This is a genomic window from Herbaspirillum rhizosphaerae, assembly GCF_001189965.1.
Lineage (GTDB): Bacteria > Pseudomonadota > Gammaproteobacteria > Burkholderiales > Burkholderiaceae_D > Herbaspirillum > Herbaspirillum rhizosphaerae.
The window spans coordinates 88,412-106,557 of sequence record NZ_LFLU01000015.1; the positions used below are offsets into that span (position 1 = coordinate 88,412).

Below are 18,146 nucleotides of genomic sequence, written 5' to 3' on the forward strand. Positions count from 1 at the left end.
AAAAATCACACTATTGGTGCATTATTGCGCACACTTGCCCAAAATGCCAGTTGCGGGCGTTGAAATTGTCGCTCGATGCATACGTTTTGGCAGAAGTTCGAACTATCAAGAATTACCTGATAGTTCGAACTGGGAGACTCGCCTCAACCGTTAAAGTCAGGCTACTAATGCCGCGAGGGTAAGCAGGCCGGCCAGCCACACCGCTAGCTTCCCCGTACGCAGCACCGAGCGCGGCGCATAGCAAAGCTGCAGCACCAGCAGCAGGGCGGCGGCGGTCATGGCGCCTAGCCAGGTCACCGGGCCGATGCCCCAGCCGCTTTCCCGCACGCAGACGGCGAACGCGGCCGTCAATGCCAGCGTGCCGAGCCAGCGGCCGCGCTTGCGCAGCAGCGCGTCCGGTTCGGCGCCGCGGCCGTGGATGTCGGCGTAGTGGCGATCCATCGCCAGACTCAGCGCCACCCAGGCGCTATAGGCCAGCGCTAGCGTCGCCAGGAAGGGCAGGGGAATCAAATTCGTCATGCCGCCTCCTGCAATCCGGCGCGGTCGGCATCGTTGTTGGCGTCATCGCGCAACTGCGTTTTGCCAATCTTCTTTTCCGCTTTTTTCTTGCGTCCCAGATGCCATGCTGCAAACGCCAGACCGATGCCCAGCGCCAGCACGGTGAGGTCGAAACCGGCCACCGGCCATGGACCTTGCGCCATGAACAGCGTCACGCCCAGATGCGACGAGGTGGTGAAAACATTCAGCACCGGGATGCCCATGAAGAGCAGGGCGCCGGTCCACAACTGCCATTGCCACATGCGGCGGTCGGGACGGATCTGCGCCAGCACGGCGGCGACGCCCCAGGCGAGGAAGAACAAATTCATCTCGGCGTCGGGACGTTTTTCCATCGCTACCGGCAACAGGCGGTTGGCCCAGAAGTAGGCTGCAAACGCAATCGGCAGACCGGCAATGGCGCCGATGTTGAGCGCTTCCACCAGGCGCAGGCCGAAGCCGATCTTGCCGCCTTGTGCCAGCTTCTTGGCGTAGCCCTGGCGCGTCTTTACCGCCCACAGCAGTGCGCCGGTCGCCACCATGGCGCAGCCAGACAGACCGCACAAGAAGAACAGCGCGCGCAGCAGCGGGTTGGCGAAGTGGCCGATGTGCAGGCCATAGAGCACGCCGCGCGTGGCGTTGGCGCCGCCCACATTTTCACCGTCGCTGCTCATGAGCGCGCCGGTGACGCCGTTGAACTGCATCGACGGCTGGATGTAGTTCAAGCCTTTTTCCTCGCGGCGGCGGATCTGGATGGTGGCGTTGGCGTCGCCCGGATGGTTGATCGTGATGCCGACCGCAGGGATGCCGTTCCAATGCTGTTCGGCTTGCGCCAGCAACGGTTGCAGCGGCGTCAGCGGCGCCGCTTTGCCGGCCGGCTTGCCGTTCTTGGCGCTCGGGAAAACTTCGGCAAAGAAGCTGTCCTGGTCGCCCTTGTAGGCGGTCTGTATGCCCCACGGCATGTACAGGAACATCAACGTCACCAGCCCGGTATAGGTGATCATCAGGTGGTAGGGCAGGGCCAGCACGGCGGTGGCGTTATGCGCGTCTAGCCAGGAGCGCTGGCCTTTCTTCGGACGGAAGGTGAAGAAATCCTTGAAGATGCGCTTGTGCGTGATGACGCCGCTGACGATCGCCACCAGCATGAACATCGCGCAAAAGCCGACGATCCAGCGCGCCCACAGCGGCGGCATGTAATGCAGGTCGAAGTGCAGGCGATAGAGGAATTCGCCGCCGCGCGTTTCGCGCACGTCCGGCATTTTTTCACCGGTCAGGGGATCGATGACTTCGCTGGTGAACTTGCCGCGCGTTTTCGGCGGCGCGTCCTTGGCCGGCGGGTTGATCCAGCCGATGCGCAAGGCCGTGCTGCGCTCCACCGGCAGCGTGATGAACCAGCGCGCAGCGTCGGGCGCCTTGCGTTGCAACGCGCTCAATGCCGTTTGCGCAGCCTGGTCGTTGGTCACAGCCGCGCTGTGCGAAGCATGCAGCTCGGGTTTCATCCACAGCGTGATCTCTTCGCGGAAATAAGACGCCGTACCGCCGCAGAACACCAGGAACAGCACCCAGCACACCAGCAGCCCGGCCCAGGTATGCAGCCATGCCATCGATTGGCGAAAACCTTCTCTCATGCCATGCTCCGCGGCGTCATCATCAACAGCGCAAGGCCGAGCAGCGCGCCCGGCAACACGATGCCGGCCCAGGCGCGCCACGCCGTGCGCGCGGCGAACACCCACAGCACCGCGCAGCAAAACACGATGAACGACGTCAGCGTGGCAGCGATCACCGCTTCGGCGGGCGCCATGGGCAGCGCAACGGCAAGCAGGGCGGCGGCGGTCGCGGCCAGCGCATAGCCGCCGGCGATGGCGGCCACGGCGCGCGAAGCGACGGCAAAGCGGTAACGTAGTGCGGGATTCAGGTTCATTGTTCAGTAGCGGGTAGGGCAGTCGGGCGGAGGGGCGCCGCCTGCTTGCGATCCGTGGAGCGGGACCGACGATGGGCAAGGGTTTGTATTGCCGGATAAGGGCGAAGAATTCACAGATGATAACAATTCTTATTTCAATTGTCATCTTCCTCTGCCGGCAAGGCGCAATCCGGAAAGCTGTTCCTGGAACTAATGTTGCAGATTCCTGCTTTCCCGCAATTTGTGAAACAATGCAGCGTCACTCAATTTGCCGGCCTCCGGCGACGCCTTCACCATGACGGATTCTTTAGTCGGCAACGCCGACACCCCCGCGACTTTCACCGAACTCGACGCCCTGATCCGCGCCAACTACGCCGACATGCGTCCGCAGTTCCAGGCCGGCGCCGCTTTCCTGCTCGACAACCCCGGCGAAGTCGCGGTGTCGACCATGCGCGCCGTCGCCACGCGCGCCGGCGTGCAGCCGTCGACGCTGGTACGGCTGTCGCAATACCTCGGCTTTCCCGGCTGGGGCGAGCTGCGCGCGCTGTTTGTCGAACGCCTGGCCGTCACGCCCAAGGCCTACGCCTACAAGGCGCAGAGCCTGGTCAAGCGCAACAACAGCGACATCCTGATCGCGGAAATCTTCCAGGCTCAACGCGCCAACCTCGATGCTTCCGAACCGAAGAACGCCGACGAATTGCTGCGCGCCGCCAAGACGCTGACCAGGGCGCGGCACGTCCACATCGCGGGATTCCGCGCTGCGTATTCGGTGGCCTTCATGCTGGAGTACCTGTACCGACTGTTCCGCCCGAGCGTGACCCTGATCAAGGGCACCGCCGGCTCGCTGGCGATGGAATTGCGCGCCGTTGCGGCGCAGGACGCGACCATCGTGATCAGTTTTGCGCCTTATTCGATCGAAGCCGTGCAGGTCGCTGAAGCCGCCAAGCGCGCCGGCAGCAAACTGATCGCATTGACCGATAGCGCCGTCGCGCCGGTGGCCTTGCAGGCCGATCACACCATCCTGTTTTCGCATGAGAGTCCCTCGTTTTTTCCTTCCATGGCGGCCGCCGTCGCCGTTGCTGAAAGCCTGATCGAGCTGGTGATCTCGCTCGACGACGACAAGGCGGTCAAACGGCTGGAAGATGCCGAAGCCGAGTTGTACCAGAGCGGCGCCTATGTGAAGGCCGGCAGCAAGTAATCTTCTCCGGCTGAGCAGTTCTGCAACAACTGTTGCACCGCTGGACCTTCCCCATTTCCTTCTTGCTGTCGTCCCGGCGCACGCCGGGACCCAGTGGCGTTCGTCGCCCTTCCTGTGCTTCGTCAAGCCGCTGGATCCCGGCGTGCACCGGGATGATAGCGAAGGAGGGCGCCGCTTTCAGCCGGCGAGCGCATCGCATTTCGGTATGTCAAAAGGAAACATTGCGGCCCGTCCGATTTGGTGCGTGCATCTGTCGCAATGCACCAAAAAATGCATTGTAAAATATTTATGCAACAAACGTTGCAAAAGTATTTTTTCCAATTTATAGTTGGCCCAACCTGAATTCCAGTACATCGAATTTTTGCCTGAGGCCAGCTTCATGACACATGTTTTTCATCGCTATCCCAAACAAACCTTGCCCGTCGCCAAAGCCGGCATCGGCATGGAGCTCATCGACAGCAACGGCAAGCGCTACATCGACGCCTGCGGCGGCGCCGCCGTATCCTGCCTCGGCCACGGTCATCCGCGCGTGATCGAAGCGATCCGCAAGCAGATCAATGAACTGGCCTACGCGCACACTTCGTTCTTCACCACCGAAGTCGTCGAAGAGCTGGCCGACAACCTCAGCGCGTCGGCACCCGGCGATCTCAATCACGTCTACTTCCTGTCGGGCGGTTCGGAAGCCATCGAAGCTGCGCTCAAACTGGCGCGCCAATACCACGTGGAAACCGGGCAAAAGAGCCGGCGTCATTTCATCGCACGCCGCCAGAGCTATCACGGCAACACGCTCGGCGCGCTGGCCATCGGCGGCAATGCCTGGCGTCGTGAGATGTTCCTGCCGCTACTGGTGCCGTCGCATCACGTCGCGCCTTGCTATGCCTATCGCGATCAGCTGAGTGGCGAATCGGATGCGCACTACGTGCAACGCCTGGCCGACGAACTGGAAGCGAAAATCCTCGAACTCGGCGCCGATCAGGTCGCGGCCTTCGTTGCAGAAACCGTGGTCGGCGCCACCGCCGGCGCAGTGCCGCCGGTCGGCGATTACTTCAAGAAAATCCGCGCCGTCTGCGACAAATACGGCGTGCTGCTGATTCTCGATGAAGTCATGTCCGGCATGGGCCGCACCGGTTATCTGTACGCCTGCGAAGAAGACGGCGTCGCGCCCGACATCCTGGTCATCGCCAAGGGTCTCGGCGCCGGCTATCAGCCCATCGGCGCGATGATTTCCAGCGATCGCATCTACAACGCCGTGGTCGGCGGCAGCGGTTTCTTCCAGCACGGCCACACCTACATCGGCCATGCCACCGCCTGCGCCGCCGCGCTCGCGGTGCAAAAGACGATCCGGGAAGACCAGTTGCTGCCGAATGTGCAGGCGCGCGGCGAGCAATTGCGCGCCGCGCTGCGCAGCGCCTTCGCCAATCATCCGAACGTCGGCGACGTCCGCGGCCGCGGCCTGTTCGTCGGCGTCGAACTGGTGGCCGACCGCGACAGCAAGCAGCCGCTCGATCCGGCCAAGCGTACGCATAGCCGCGTCAAGAGCGAAGCCATGGCGCGCGGCCTGCTGGTCTATCCGATGGGCGGCACGGTCGACGGCCGCCAGGGCGATCACATCCTGATCGCGCCGCCTTTTATCTGCACCGCCACCGACATCGATCGCATCGTCGAACGGCTCGCGCCGGCAATCGACGCCGCACTGGCTTGACTCGACCCCTACGCAGCACCAACTCATACATCAGGAGAGGAAACGACATGAAACGATTCACCCTACCACTGCTTGCACTGCTATCCGCATTGGCCGGATTCAATATCGCCAACGCCGCCGACGCCGGCCTCGGCCCGACGCTGCAAAAGATCAAGGAAGGCAACGTCATTGCCATCGGCCATCGCACCAGCTCGATTCCGTTCTCCTACTACGATGAAAACCAGAAGGTCGTTGGCTACTCGCAAGACCTCTGCAACAAGGTCATCGACAGCGTCAAGGCGAAGCTGAACATGCCGAATCTGGAAGTACGCATGATCCCGGTGACCTCGCAAAACCGCACGCCGCTGCTGCAAAACGGCACCATCGATCTGGAATGCGGCGTCACCAGCAACCTCAAGGATCGCTGGCAGCAAGTCTCCTTCAACACCACCTTCTTCGTCGCCAGCAGCCGCATCCTCACGCGCAAGGACAGCGGCATCAAGGATTTCCCCGACCTGGCCAACAAGGCCGTCGTGACGAATGCCGGCACCACCTCGGAACGTTTGTTGCGCACCCTCAATGAGCGCCGCAAGATGAACATGCAGATCCAGAGCGCGAAGGATTACGGCGAAGCCTTCCTGATCCTGCAATCGGGCCGCGTGGCCGCCTATGTGATGGACGATATCCTGCTGGCCGGCGCGCGCACTACCGCGCAAAAGCCCAACGACTGGCTGCTGACCGGCACGCCCTTCGGCGCCGAACCCTACGGCTTCATGGTGCGCAAGGACGATCCGCAATTCAAGCAACTGGTCGACGGCACGCTGAGCGGCCTGATGAAGAGCGGCGAGATCAACCGCATGTACGCCAAGTGGTTCACCTTCCCGATTCCGCCGAAGAACATCAGCTTCAACTTCCCGATGCCGGAAGACGTGAAGAAGCTCTATGCGAATCCCAGCGACAAACCGATGGATTAAACCTGCTTACGATCTTACTGCGAGGCCATGATCCGGCGTCGGGCGGTGCTCGGAATCCTCATGTACTAAAGTACACTCCGGTTCCTCCGCTCCGTCCGCCACCGGCTGATGGCCTCTCGCTACAGATCGTAAACAGGTTTCAAAAAATTTGGAGCAATCACATGACGCAATCACGCCTGCCCGCCTTCGACGCAGCCCACGCCACGCCTGACCAGAAAGCGCTGCTCGACGATATCCTGTCCGGCCCGCGCGGCAATCTCAACGGGCCGTTCGTGAGCTGGATCCACAGCCCGGAGCTGGGCCAGCTGGCGCAGAAGCTGGGCGCTTACTGCCGCTACGACACCGGCCTGCCGCTGCGCTTGTCCGAGCTGGCTATCCTGGCGACGGCACGCGAATGGCAGTCGCAGGCGGAGTGGTACATCCATCTGCCGATTGCGGTCGAGGCGGGTTTGTCGGCGACGGCGGCGGAGCAGATCCGTCTCGGGCAGACGCCGGTGTTTGAACAGGAAGACGAGCGCGTGGTCTGGTCTTTCGCCACCGAGCTGTATCACGGCAAGCGAGTTACCGATGCGACCTATGCGCGCGCGGTGGAATTGTTCGGCCTCAAGGTGGTGGTCAACCTGATCGGCCTGCTCGGTTATTACGCACTGGTGGCGATGACGCTCAATGTGTTCGGCATGCGCGCCGAGGGACAGGCCTCGCTGCCTTTCCCCGAGCCGCCGCCGGCCTGATTACCTGATCTTCCGAGAAGCCGAGAAAACATCATGGACTACCGCTGGAACTGGAGCGTCTTCCTCCACCAGGCCGCCGATAACCAGACCTATGTCGACTGGCTGCTGTCGGGCCTGTCGATCACGCTGGCGCTGGGCGTGTCGGCGTGGCTGATCGCGCTCACGCTCGGCACCCTGCTCGGCATCCTGCGCACCTTGCCCAATCGCTGGCTCAGCGGCGTCGCGGCGGCATATGTGGAATTGTTCCGCAACGTGCCGCTGCTGGTGCAGATCTTCATCTGGTATTTCGCCATACCGGAGATCCTGCCGTTCGGCCTGGGCGAGGCGATCAAGTCCATGAGCCCACTGGCGCAGCAGTTCACGACGGCGATGCTGTGCCTGGGATTCTTCACCGCGGCGCGTGTGTGCGAGCAGGTGCGTTCCGGCATCCGCGCCTTGCCGCCGGGACAGAAGAACGCCGGCCTGGCGATGGGTTTCACGCTGGGGCAGACTTACCGTTACGTGCTGTTGCCGATGTCGTTCCGCATCATCCTGCCGCCGCTGACGTCGGAGTTCCTCAACATCTTCAAGAACTCCGCCGTCGCCTCCACCATCGGCCTGCTGGAACTGGCTGCGCAAGGGCGCCAGCTGGTCGACTATACCGCGCAGCCGTATGAAGCCTTCATCGCGGTGACGCTGACTTACATGCTGATCAACATCACGGTCATGAGCCTGATGCGCTGGCTGGAAGGGCGCGTCGCCTTGCCCGGTTTCGTCGGCAGCAAATAAGGATCAAGGGAGACGCGACACATGAGCTACCAATTCGACTTCAGCGCAATCACCCCGGCCGCCGTCCAGGTGCTCGGACACGGGATGCTGATTTCCCTGCAGATCACCGCGACGGCGATCGCCTTCGGCATCGTCTGGGGCACGCTGCTGGCGATGATGCGGCTGTCGTCGTCGAAGCCCTTGCAATGGTTCGCCGCCGGCTATGTCAACCTGTTCCGCTCGATACCGCTGGTGATGGTGCTGCTGTGGTTTTTCCTGATCGTGCCGCAGTTGCTGCAGAAGGTGTTCAAGCTGTCGGCCTCGAACGACTTGCGCATGACCTCGGCGCTGGTGGCGTTTTCGCTGTTCGAGGCGGCTTATTATTCCGAGATCATCCGCGCCGGCATCAAGAGTGTGGCGCGCGGCCAGCTGGCGGCGTCGTTTGCGCTGGGGCTGACTTACATCCAGACCATGCGCCTGATCATCCTGCCGCAGGCGTTCCGCAACATGGTGCCGCTGCTGCTGACGCAAGGCATCATCCTGTTCCAGGACACCTCGCTGGTCTATGTCAGTGCGCTGGCGGATTTCTTCGGCCGCGCCTACAGCATCGGCGAACGCGACGGCCGCATCATCGAATTGCTATTCTTCGCGGGCGCGGTCTATTTCGTGATCTGTTTCAGCATCTCGCTGCTGGTCAAGCGCAGCGTCAAGTCCTAATCCTGCAATCAATATCCGCGCGCGCGGTCGTACAGATGCGGCGCGGGCATGCCGCTTTCGATGGCATGGATCACGGTCGCCGCCTGGCGTGCCCGCTCGCGGCGCGAAGGCGTCGCCGCGCCGTGCGGCGTGACGATGATGCGCGGGTGGTTCCACAGCGGCGAATCGGCCGGCAGCGGCTCGACGGCAAAGACATCCAGCAAGGCCGACGAAACCTGGCCCGATTCCAGCGCCGCCAGCAAGTCTTCCGTCTGCACATGGGTGCCGCGCCCGACGTTGATGATCGTCGCACCGTGCGGCAGCTGCCGCAGCAGGTCGGCGTTGATGATGTCGCGCGTGTCGTCGGTATCGGGCAGCAGGCAGATCAGGATGTGGGTGCGCGCCAGAAAGGCGCTGAGTTCATCTGCACCGGCATAGCACTCGATCCGCTCGACCGTGCGCGGCGAACGCGCCCAGCCTGCGGTGATGAAGCCCAGTTGCGCATGCATGTGCGCGCACGCCAGCCCCAGTGCGCCCAGCCCCATGATGCCCACGCGTGTCTCCACCGCCGTGCGCGGCGTGGCGAATTCCTTCCATTCGCGCCGCGCCTGTTGCGCGATCATGCGCGGCATATCCTTGAGCAGCATCAGGCTGCTCATCGCGGTGAACTCGGCCATGCGCTGCACGGTGTCGTCGGTCACCATGCGCACGATGGGCACGGCGGCCGGCAAGCGCGGGTCGGCCAGGATGTGATCGACGCCGGCGGCGCTGCTGATGACTGCTTTCAGGTTCGGGTAACCGGCAATGCGTCCGGCTTCCGGCTGCCAGACCAGCACATATTCCACTGCGTGCGGATCGATGCCGGGATCGTTCCACCAGCGTACTTCTATGTCCGGCGCGAACTCGCCGAAATTCTCCTGCCATTCCGCCACGGCCTCGACGCCGCCCGATTTGACCAGCAGCACCGGCCGGCGCGAATTGCGTATCTGGTTCATGCCGACTCTCCGGCCGCGTCTCTGGCCGCATCAGGCACATGCATCGGCCGCCGCAAGGCCGGATCGAAAGGATTGATGCGCTTGCTCAGGGCGTCGGCTTCGCGCTTGAGGATTTGCACCACGGTCGGTAGGCGGTCATCGCTCAGGCGCGAAGTCAGCGTACCGATGCTCAGCGCCGCCACGATCTGGCCGCTGCAATCGAAGATCGGCACCGCCAGCCCCGCCATGCCGTCAAGCAGGCCGGCATTGCGTGCGGCGTAGCCGTTCTGGCGTACGCGTTCGATCTCGGTGCGCAGATAGACCTCATCAAATACGCCGAACTCGCGGATGCGTGGCAAGTTGTAGCGGATCACTTCATCGCGTTCCGCCTCCGGCAGGAAGGCGAGGATCGCCAGCGCGCCTTGTCCCACGCCCAGCGCCACGCGGCCCCCGATATCGCCGGTGAAGGCGCGGATCGGAAAGGGGCCGTCGACGCGATCCACGCACACCGCATCGAAACGCGAGCGCACCAGCAAAAACATGGTGTCGCCCAGGCTGCCGCACAGCCGCAGCAACACCGGCCGGCACAGCGCACGCATATCCCAGCCGTTGCCGGCGCGCGCCGCCAGGCTGAACAAGTCCATGCCGAGCCGGTACAGCTTGCTGCGCTCATCCTGTTCGACCATGCCTTCGTTGACCAGCGATTGCAGCAGGCGATGCGTGGTGCCTTGCGTCAGCCCGATGTCCTTGGCGATTTGCGTCACGCGCGTGCCTTGTGCTGGTGCAGCGGCAAGCGCGCGCAAAACCGCAAAGGTGCGTTGCACGCCGTTGGCGGGGAGAGTGGTTTCGTTGCTCATGTCGATAAATGGAATGGTTGCAGCCGTCTCGAGCTATGTATTTCACTGAACGGAATAAGTAATAAAAATATCCTGTTTGATGAAATACGATAGCAGAATTGGCAAGGAAATTGCATGACGTTTGCAATAACTCATGCGTTACCTAAGCAATTCGGATACCCGCTTACGCTGCCGGATAGCATCAAGGTCGATCATTTCGGAAAGGACTTGCCATGTCGTTCCTCACACTGACCAATGTCAGCAAGTTTTATGGAGATACCCAGGCGGTATCGTCTTTCAACCTGAGCGTGGAGAAGGGCGAATTCATTTCGCTGCTCGGCCCTTCCGGTTGCGGCAAGACCACCACCCTGCAGATGATCGCCGGCTTCGAACCGGTCAGCGGCGGCCGCATCGAACTGGACGGGCGCGACATCACGCACGCCAAGCCCAGCACGCGCGGCCTCGGCATCGTGTTCCAGACCTATGCGTTGTTTCCGCACATGACGGTGGAACAAAACGTCGCCTTCGGTCTGGAAATGCGCAAGATCCCCGCCGCCGAACGCCGCGATAAAGTCGCGCAGGCGCTGGCCCTGGTTCATCTGGAACAACACGGCAAACGCTATCCGCGCGAAATGTCCGGCGGCCAGCGCCAGCGCGTCGCCCTGGCGCGCGCGCTGGTGATCCAGCCGCCGGTGCTGTTGCTGGACGAACCCCTGTCCAATCTCGACGCCAAGCTGCGCGAAGAAATGCAGTTTGAACTGCGCGACATCCAGCGCAAGGTCGGCACCACCACCATCATGGTCACGCATGACCAGAGCGAGGCGATGTCCATCAGCGATCGCGTGGTCGTGATGGAAGCCGGCCACGTCACGCAGGTCGATCGTCCGCTCAGCGTGTACGAACATCCGGCCAACCGTTTCATCTCCACCTTCGTCGGCAAGGCCAATCTGCTGGACGGCAGCGTGCTGCGCCAGGCCGGCGGTCACGCCGACATCGACGCCGGCGGCATGACGCTGACATTGGAAGCCGTCGACAGCGGCCTGCGTCCCGGCGCACAGGTGCTGCTCGGCCTGCGTCCGGAAAAAATCAAATGCGTCGCCGCGGGCAGGGGCCGTTGCGATGGCCAGGTCAGCAAGCGCTTTTTCCTCGGCAGCCAGTGGATGTACAGCATCGTCACGCCGCTGGGCGAACTCACCGTGCTGATCGCCAACGACGGCGCCGACATGCTGGAACCGGGACAGAACGTCGGCGTCGACTGGAACGATCACAACCTGCGGCTGGTCTCGGCCAGCCGCACCGCCGTATCCGGTGCTGCGGCAGAGGCGGCGTAATGAGCGCCACATCTTCGCCTGCCGCGACATCGGCATCCACAATGCCGCCGCCGCAGAAAGCCGCGAGCAATCGCAGCCTGCCGTGGCTCATGTCGGCGCCGGCCATCCTGCTGTGCAGCGTGATGCTGCTGGTGCCGCTGCTGCTGACCGTACTGTTGTCCTTCAACGCCTTCGACGCCGACACCGGTCCCAAGGCCGGCACCTTCACGCTGGAACATTACCGGGCGGTGCTGACCGATCCTTATTACTACGAAATCTTCTGGCGCACCTTCTGGATCGCCGGCCTGGTGACGCTGATCTGCATCGCCGTCGGCACGCCGCAAGCCTACATCCTCAACCGCATGCGCAAGCCGTGGCGCTCCATCATGTTGCTGGTGGTGCTGGCGCCGCTGATGATTTCGGTGGTGGTGCGCGCCTTCGGCTGGAGCATGCTGCTGGGGCCGGAAGGGCTGGTCAACGGCGTGCTGTCGGCCTTCGGCATCGGCCCCTTCAAGATGCTCTATACCGAAACCGCGATCGTCGTCGCGCTGGTGCATGTGATGCTGCCCTTCATGGTGATCCCGGTCTGGACCTCGCTGCAAAAGATCGACCCCGGCGTGGTCAACGCCGCGCTCTCGCTCAATGCCTCGCCGACCACCGCGCTGCGCCGCATCGTGCTGCCGCAGATCATGCCAGGCGTGCTGTCGGGCAGCCTGATCGTGTTCGGCCTGTCGGCCAGCTCGTTCGCGATCCCCGGCCTGCTGGGCGGACGCCGCCTGAAGATGATGGCCACGCTGATCTATGACGAATACCTGCACGAACTCAACTGGCCGCTCGGCGCCGCCATCGCCTTGCTGCTGCTGCTGGCGAACCTGGCCATCATGCTCGGCTGGAACCGCATGATCGAACGCCGCTACAAGAAAGCACTGGGGTGACCGCATGAACAAGAACGGACCGATTGCATTGCTGTTCAATGCGCTGGTGATCAGCTTCATGCTGGCGCCTATCCTGGTGGTGTGCGTGATCGCCTTCACCCCGGAAAACACTCTGACCATCCACGGCCCGGAATTCTCGCTGCGCTGGTTCAAGGCGGTGTTCGAGTATCCCGATTTCGTCAGCTCGTTCTGGAACAGCCTGTGGCTGGGACTGTCGTCAGCGACCATCGCCACCGTCATCGCGGTGCCGGCCGGCATGGCGCTGATCCGCTATCCGAATCGCTGGAGCGGGCTGCTGCAGGGCTTGTTCCTGTCGCCGCTGATCATTCCGCATCTGGTGCTCGGCGTCGCCTTGCTGCGCCTGTTCACGGTGGTCGGCGGCGCCGGCAGCTTCGGCTGGCTGATCCTGGCGCACGCGCTGGTGGTCACGCCTTACACCATGCGGCTGGTGATGTCGGCGCTGATCGGTTTCGACCGCAGCGCCGAGCAGGCGGCAGCGTCGCTGGGGGCGAGCAGGACCCGGGTGTTCCTGCGCATCACCTTGCCGATGATCTTGCCCGGCATCACCGGCGGCTGGCTGCTGGCCTTCATCAACAGCTTCGACGAAGTGACCATGTCGATCTTCGTGACGTCGCCGTCCACCGTCACGCTGCCGGTGCGCATGTACATGTACGCCACCGAATCCATCGATCCGATGATGGCGGCGGTGTCGGCCCTGATGGTGGCGATCACGGCCGGCGCGATGATCATTCTGGACCGCGTCTACGGACTCGATCGCGTGCTGGTGGGGCGCTCATGAACAGCGCTGCACTTCGTCCGCAATTTTTTCGCGTTGCCGAACAGGCGCGCACGCCGGTCGCTTTCGTCCTCGACGGCAAGCCGGCTAGCGCACTGGAGGGCGATACCGTGCTCACGGCAATTCTGCTGACCTCCGGCCGCCTGCGCCGCAACGAATTCAGCGGCAAACCGCGCGCCGGTTTTTGCATGATGGGTGCGTGCCAGGATTGCTGGGTGCAGACTGCGAGCGGCGAGAAGCTGCGCGCCTGCTCGACCTTTATCCGCGAAGGCATGCAATTGCTGACCGAGACAGAAGAGCAGGGAGAGCAGCCATGAGCAAACGCAGCCCCGTCATCGTCGGCGCCGGTCCGGCCGGCGTGCGCGCCGCGCAGACCCTGGTCGCGCACGGCCTGCGTCCCATCGTGCTGGACGAAGCGCCGCGCGCCGGCGGCCAGATCTATCGCCAGCCGCCGCCGGGTTTTTATCGCAGCAAGAAAAAACTCTACGGCTTCGAAGCCGGCCGCGCCGACAGCATCCATAGCGATTTCGCCGCGCTGGCGCAGCAGATCGACTATCGCCCGCACACGCTGGTATGGAATGCGCAGCCGGAGGTGATCGACCTCATGAACACCAGCACGCTGGCCGCCGACAGCCTCGCCTGGCAAGACATCATCGTCGCCACCGGCGCCACCGATCGCGTGCTGCCGGTGCCCGGCTGGACCACACCGGGCGTCTACACCCTGGGCGGCGCGCAGGTCGCGCTCAAATTCCAGGGTTGCGCCATCGGCCGCCGCGTGGTGCTGGCCGGCACCGGGCCGCTGCTGTACCTGGTGGCCTATCAATACGCCAAAGCCGGCGCTGAAGTGGCGGCCGTGCTCGATAGCAGCAGCCTGTCCGACCGCATCGCCGCGTTGCCCGATATGCTCGGCCAGCCGGCGCTGCTGATCAAGGGCATGTATTACATGGCCTGGCTGATGGCGCATCGCATTCCGCTGAAGACGCATGCGCGCCTGCTGCGCGTCGAAGGCGAAGAGCAGGTGCGCGCCGTCGTCTGGCGGCGCGAGAGCATGACGACGGACGACTTCGCCGCCGGTCCCGAACAGACCGTCGAATGCGATGCACTCGGTTTCGGTTACGCGCTGCGTTCCGAAACACAACTGGCCGATCTGCTGGGCTGCCGTTTCGGTTTCGACCCCGTGCAGCGCGCCTATTTGCCCGAGCGCGACAAAGCCGGCCGCAGCAGCGTGCCCGGCGTCTACTTCGCAGGCGACGGCGCCGGCATCATGGGCGCCGATGCAGCGGAACTGGCCGGCGAACGCGCTGCGCTGGCGCTGTTGCATGATCGCGGCGTGCAGATCGATACCGCGCGCGCCGAGATGCTGGAACGCCGGCTGGCGCGCATCGCCGCCTTTCGAAAAGGACTGGAGCGCGCTTTCCCCTTCCCGCAAAAATGGGCCGAACTGGCCGAGGACCAACTGATCGTCTGTCGTTGCGAACACATCAGCGCCGGTGAATTGCGCCAGGCGGCACGCGACGGCAACGCGCAGGAAATGAACCGCCTCAAGGCGCTCACGCGCGCCGGCATGGGGCGCTGCCAGGGGCGCATGTGCAGCACCGCTGCGGGCGAGATCCTGGCGCAGGCATGCAGCATTCCGCTGGCGCAGGTCGGCCGCCTGCGCGGACAGGCGCCGGTCAAGCCGGTGCCGATCGGCATGCATGCGTTGAAATCCGCACCGGCGTCGATCTCGGCATCGCCTTCCACGCAACAGACGGCGTCGGTCTTCCACGTCGCACTCGCGGCCGGAGAGGACGAATGAAGCAGTACACCACCACCGACATCAACGCCGGTCCCAAACGTTTGTCCGCTGACGTGCTCATCATCGGCGGCGGCATCGTCGGCACCTCCGCTGCGCTCGCACTCGCCAAGGCAGGACGCAAAGTGGTCCTGCTGGAACGCGACCTGTGCGGCTCGCGCTCCAGCGGCATTAACTACGGCGGCGTGCGTCGCCAGGGCCGCCCGGTGTCGCAACTGCCGCTGGCGCAGCGCGCGCATCAGATCTGGGAAGGCTTGAGCGACCTCATCGGCATCGACGGCGAATACGTGCGCAGCGGCCATTTCAAACTGGCGCGCAGCGCGGCCGACATGCAGGCGCTGGAAGCCTATGCCGAACTCAGCAAACCGTTCGGACTCGGCATCGAACTCATCAGCGGCGAACGTCTGCGCCGGCAATGCCCCTGGCTGGGCGGCGCGGTGGTCGGCGGCTCGCTCTGCCCGGATGACGGTCAGGCCAATCCGCGCCTGGTGTCGCCGGCTTTCGCGCAGGCGGCGCAACGCGCGGGCGTGAACATCATCGAACATTGCGAAGTGCGCGAAGCCGGCTACGACGGCACGGCGTTTTCCGTGCGCGCCGAACTAAATACCGGCGAAGGCCGCCAGTCGCTGCAGGTGCGCGCCGCGGCGCTGGTCAATTGCGCCGGCGCCTGGGCCGGCAAGCTGGCCGAAGCCTTCGGCGAAGCCGTGCCGATGTACAGCGGCCATCCCAACATGGCGGTGACCGAGCCGATCCCGCATTTCCTGCCGTGGAGTCTGGGCGTGGAAGGCGGTTCCATCTATTGCCGCCAGGTCGGGCGCGGCAACGTGGTGCTCGGCGGCGGCCGCGGCTACGCGCAGGACGAACGCCGCGCCCGCTCATCGCATGACGCCATCCTCGCATTGTTGCCGCAGGCGGTGGAATTGCTGCCGGCCTTGCGCCACGTGCACATCATCCGCACCTGGAGCGGCGTCGAAGGCTACCTGCCCGACCGCCAGCCGATACTCGGCCCGAGCAGCACGCAGGATGGCCTGTTCCACGGCTTCGGCTTTTGCGGCGCCGGTTTCCAGATCGGGCCGGCGGCGGGAGAAGTGCTGGCCGACCTGGTCATGCACGGCCGCAGCGACATCCCCATTGATGCCTTTTCGATCCGGCGTTTTCAAGACAGTCATCCCGTTGCAGATTTCAACTTCGCTTCCGAACCAGAAAGGAAAATTCAATGATTTCGCTTTCATCTTCTTTCGTCCGCCGCACCTGTACTACCGCCGTGGCGTCAACCCTCGCCGCAATCTCGCTGCTGGCGATGAGCAACGCCGTGTACGCCGCCGATCCCAAGACGCTCTACATCGGCATGAACGGCGGCAACATGGAAAAGACCTACATGCAATTCGTGTTCGGTCCCTTCGAGCAAAAAAATAACGTCAAGGTAGTGGTAGTGCCGGGCGGTTCTGCCGACATCCTGGCCAAGGCGCAAGCGACCAAGGACAAGCCGCAGATGCATCTGATGTTCCTCGACGACGGCGTCATGTACCGCGCCATCGGCATGGGCCTGTGCGAGAAGCAGAAACCCAATCCCAACCTCGCCGGCATCCTGCCCATCGCGCATATCAAGGGCGACATGGCCACCGGCGTCACCATCAGCATGACCGGCCTGGCGTACAACACCAAGGTCTATGCCGACAAGGGCTGGGCGCCGCCGACCTCGTGGCTGGACATGGCCGATCCCAAGCTCAAGGGCAAGGTGGTGTTCCAGTCGCTGTCGTCATCGACCTTCGGCCTGCACGCCTTCCTCGCCTTCAACAAGTTGAAGGGCGGCACCGACAGCAACGTCGAACCGGGCTTCACCGCCTGGCCGAAGACTGTCGGCCCCAACGTCGTCGAATACATCGCCAGCTCGGCCAAGATTTCCGAAATGGCGCAAACCGGCGAAGCGGCGCTGTTCCCCTACACGCCGACGCAAGTCACGATCCTGAAGAACAAAGGCATCCCGGTCGAATACGTGCATCCGAAAGAGGGCGGCGTGGTCCTGATGGTGGCGCAATGCGTGATCGCCAACAACAGCGAGCCGCAGCTGGCGCAAGAACTGGCAGCATATCTGCTGAGTCCGGAAGCGCAAGGCAAGGCGCTCGAAAACGGCAGCTTCAATCCGACCAACACCAAGGTGCAGGTCACCGGTGCGGCAGCGGCGGAACAGAAGCGTCTGAACGACTACGTGAAGAACTCGCGCAACGTCGACTGGGACGAGGTCAACAAGAACCGCGCGGTGTGGAATACGCGTTGGAACCGGACTATCGAGCATTGAAATGCGCATTGAAGCGCGCACTGAATTGTTGCGCTGAACCGTAAGAGTCGCCTGGCAACGAAAGTTGCCGGGCCGACGCGCAGCATGTCCGTTCGACAACAGGAATCAGGCCTTCCTTTCCAGACACAAAACATACGGCAGATGAGGATGCTGAGCGCCTGAGCCGCTGCCGTTCCGGATAGTTGTTTGGCGCTTTGACAATAATTGCCGGCCTCGAAAAACTATTCTCATTCCCTCCTTGCGCTTGCCTCTTATCTTTACTAGATTGGGTATTCCACTAGAAAAACAGCTAGTCGTCACAGCCAGCGAAAACAGCGTACTTAACTGTCTACCCAAGGAGCACAGTAATGAGTCCTGCCACATCTGCTGTATTGGAAGAACGCTCTGCAAGAGCACATGCCGGGACGCTCGGCATCGATATTTCACCCCGTCCGCAACGCCGTCGCGAACGTCTCGACATTACCCTGATGGAACTTGACCCGCGCGACGTGGTGGATGGCGTGCTGCTGGAGAACGGCATGTTCCTTGCGCCCGATCCGACGCCTGTCGGCGCCATGCGCGAAGTCTGCCCGCATTGCGAGGGTGTGGCGTTGCAACTGGTGTTGCGTCGCCATCATGTCAAACGCACACACTTGTTGTGCGCGCAATGCACACGCTGCTACGACGCAGTATGCGAAGGAGGGTATTCGATACTCGGCATAGTCTGAGCCGATCGCTTCTTTATCACGATAGTCGTCACG

General features: G+C 63.1%; 19 protein-coding genes and 1 other RNA gene. 15 read left to right on the plus strand and 5 right to left on the minus strand.

Annotation, left to right across the window (positions count from 1 at the left end):
- Positions 1 to 156: 156 nt before the first annotated feature.
- The 3 genes from AKL25_RS18415 to AKL25_RS18425 are packed head-to-tail and all read right to left on the minus strand — an operon-like array spanning position 157 to position 2,455.
- Positions 157 to 519 carry a DUF3325 domain-containing protein gene (locus tag AKL25_RS18415; RefSeq protein ID WP_050479164.1) on the minus strand — a complete coding sequence of 121 codons (363 nt, stop codon included), beginning with the start codon at positions 517 to 519 and terminating at the stop codon, positions 157 to 159.
- The gene (locus tag AKL25_RS18420; RefSeq protein WP_050479165.1) at positions 516 to 2,162 is read right to left on the minus strand and encodes a PepSY-associated TM helix domain-containing protein; all 1,647 of its coding nucleotides are present in this window, start codon (positions 2,160 to 2,162) and stop codon (positions 516 to 518) included. The genes AKL25_RS18415 and AKL25_RS18420 overlap by 4 nt, the downstream gene beginning before the upstream one ends.
- A complete protein-coding gene (locus AKL25_RS18425; RefSeq protein WP_050479166.1) occupies positions 2,159 to 2,455 on the minus strand; it encodes a DUF3649 domain-containing protein in 297 nt (98 codons plus the stop codon). Before AKL25_RS18425 ends, AKL25_RS18420 begins: the two co-directional genes overlap by 4 nt.
- A 274-nt stretch (positions 2,456 to 2,729) precedes the next feature.
- On the opposite strand from AKL25_RS18425, the gene AKL25_RS18430 reads away from it, so the two are divergent.
- The 7 genes from AKL25_RS18430 to gltK all read left to right on the plus strand — a co-directional run bounded on the left by AKL25_RS18430 (position 2,730) and on the right by gltK (position 8,482).
- Positions 2,730 to 3,632, plus strand: a complete 903-nt coding sequence (locus AKL25_RS18430) for a MurR/RpiR family transcriptional regulator (protein WP_050479206.1) — start codon at positions 2,730 to 2,732, stop codon at positions 3,630 to 3,632.
- Positions 3,633 to 4,011: 379 nt separating this feature from the next.
- A complete protein-coding gene (locus AKL25_RS18435; protein ID WP_050479207.1) occupies positions 4,012 to 5,334 on the plus strand; it encodes an aspartate aminotransferase family protein in 1,323 nt (440 codons plus the stop codon).
- A gap of 47 nt (positions 5,335 to 5,381) precedes the next feature.
- On the plus strand, positions 5,382 to 6,287 hold the full coding sequence (locus AKL25_RS18440; protein WP_050479167.1) for a glutamate/aspartate ABC transporter substrate-binding protein: 906 nt from the start codon (positions 5,382 to 5,384) through the stop codon (positions 6,285 to 6,287).
- 60 nt (positions 6,288 to 6,347) lie between these two features.
- A non-coding RNA gene (locus AKL25_RS23870) (sX9 sRNA) lies at positions 6,348 to 6,422 on the plus strand.
- A gap of 26 nt (positions 6,423 to 6,448) precedes the next feature.
- Positions 6,449 to 7,018, plus strand: coding sequence for an FHA domain-containing protein (locus AKL25_RS18445; protein ID WP_050479168.1), 570 nt, complete (start codon positions 6,449 to 6,451; stop codon positions 7,016 to 7,018).
- Between the two features lie 33 nt (positions 7,019 to 7,051).
- Positions 7,052 to 7,786 carry an amino acid ABC transporter permease gene (locus AKL25_RS18450; RefSeq protein WP_050479169.1) on the plus strand — a complete coding sequence of 245 codons (735 nt, stop codon included), beginning with the start codon at positions 7,052 to 7,054 and terminating at the stop codon, positions 7,784 to 7,786.
- Positions 7,787 to 7,807: 21 nt separating this feature from the next.
- Positions 7,808 to 8,482, plus strand: a complete 675-nt coding sequence (gltK, locus tag AKL25_RS18455; protein ID WP_050479170.1) for a glutamate/aspartate ABC transporter permease GltK — start codon at positions 7,808 to 7,810, stop codon at positions 8,480 to 8,482.
- A gap of 8 nt (positions 8,483 to 8,490) precedes the next feature.
- Here the strand turns inward: gltK and AKL25_RS18460 are convergent, their stop codons facing one another.
- Together AKL25_RS18460 and AKL25_RS18465 are read right to left on the minus strand one after the other, a co-directional pair.
- Positions 8,491 to 9,456, minus strand: a complete 966-nt coding sequence (locus tag AKL25_RS18460) for a 2-hydroxyacid dehydrogenase (RefSeq protein ID WP_050479171.1) — start codon at positions 9,454 to 9,456, stop codon at positions 8,491 to 8,493.
- Positions 9,453 to 10,292: an IclR family transcriptional regulator gene (locus AKL25_RS18465; RefSeq protein ID WP_050479172.1), complete on the minus strand. Its 840-nt coding sequence runs from the start codon at positions 10,290 to 10,292 to the stop codon at positions 9,453 to 9,455. The genes AKL25_RS18460 and AKL25_RS18465 overlap by 4 nt, the downstream gene beginning before the upstream one ends.
- A 212-nt stretch (positions 10,293 to 10,504) precedes the next feature.
- On the opposite strand from AKL25_RS18465, the gene AKL25_RS18470 reads away from it, so the two are divergent.
- From AKL25_RS18470 to AKL25_RS23875, 8 genes are all read left to right on the plus strand, one after another.
- Positions 10,505 to 11,602 (plus strand): ABC transporter ATP-binding protein, encoded by a 1,098-nt coding sequence (locus tag AKL25_RS18470; protein ID WP_050479173.1) that lies wholly within the window; start codon positions 10,505 to 10,507, stop codon positions 11,600 to 11,602.
- A 41-nt stretch (positions 11,603 to 11,643) separates the two neighbouring features.
- Positions 11,644 to 12,516 carry an ABC transporter permease gene (locus AKL25_RS18475; protein WP_050479174.1) on the plus strand — a complete coding sequence of 291 codons (873 nt, stop codon included), beginning with the start codon at positions 11,644 to 11,646 and terminating at the stop codon, positions 12,514 to 12,516.
- A gap of 4 nt (positions 12,517 to 12,520) precedes the next feature.
- Positions 12,521 to 13,315, plus strand: a complete 795-nt coding sequence (locus AKL25_RS18480; RefSeq protein WP_050479175.1) for an ABC transporter permease — start codon at positions 12,521 to 12,523, stop codon at positions 13,313 to 13,315.
- On the plus strand, positions 13,312 to 13,629 hold the full coding sequence (locus AKL25_RS18485; RefSeq protein WP_050479176.1) for a (2Fe-2S)-binding protein: 318 nt from the start codon (positions 13,312 to 13,314) through the stop codon (positions 13,627 to 13,629). The genes AKL25_RS18480 and AKL25_RS18485 overlap by 4 nt, the downstream gene beginning before the upstream one ends.
- Positions 13,626 to 15,110: an NAD(P)/FAD-dependent oxidoreductase gene (locus AKL25_RS18490; protein WP_050479177.1), complete on the plus strand. Its 1,485-nt coding sequence runs from the start codon at positions 13,626 to 13,628 to the stop codon at positions 15,108 to 15,110. The genes AKL25_RS18485 and AKL25_RS18490 overlap by 4 nt, the downstream gene beginning before the upstream one ends.
- Entirely contained in the window at positions 15,107 to 16,327 is a 1,221-nt protein-coding gene (locus AKL25_RS18495) for an NAD(P)/FAD-dependent oxidoreductase (protein WP_050479178.1), read from the plus strand. Before AKL25_RS18490 ends, AKL25_RS18495 begins: the two co-directional genes overlap by 4 nt.
- Positions 16,324 to 17,406, plus strand: coding sequence for an extracellular solute-binding protein (locus AKL25_RS18500; protein WP_083444777.1), 1,083 nt, complete (start codon positions 16,324 to 16,326; stop codon positions 17,404 to 17,406). Before AKL25_RS18495 ends, AKL25_RS18500 begins: the two co-directional genes overlap by 4 nt.
- Before the next feature lie 347 nt (positions 17,407 to 17,753).
- Positions 17,754 to 18,113: a hypothetical protein gene (locus AKL25_RS23875; protein ID WP_083444778.1), complete on the plus strand. Its 360-nt coding sequence runs from the start codon at positions 17,754 to 17,756 to the stop codon at positions 18,111 to 18,113.
- Positions 18,114 to 18,146 lie beyond the last annotated feature (33 nt).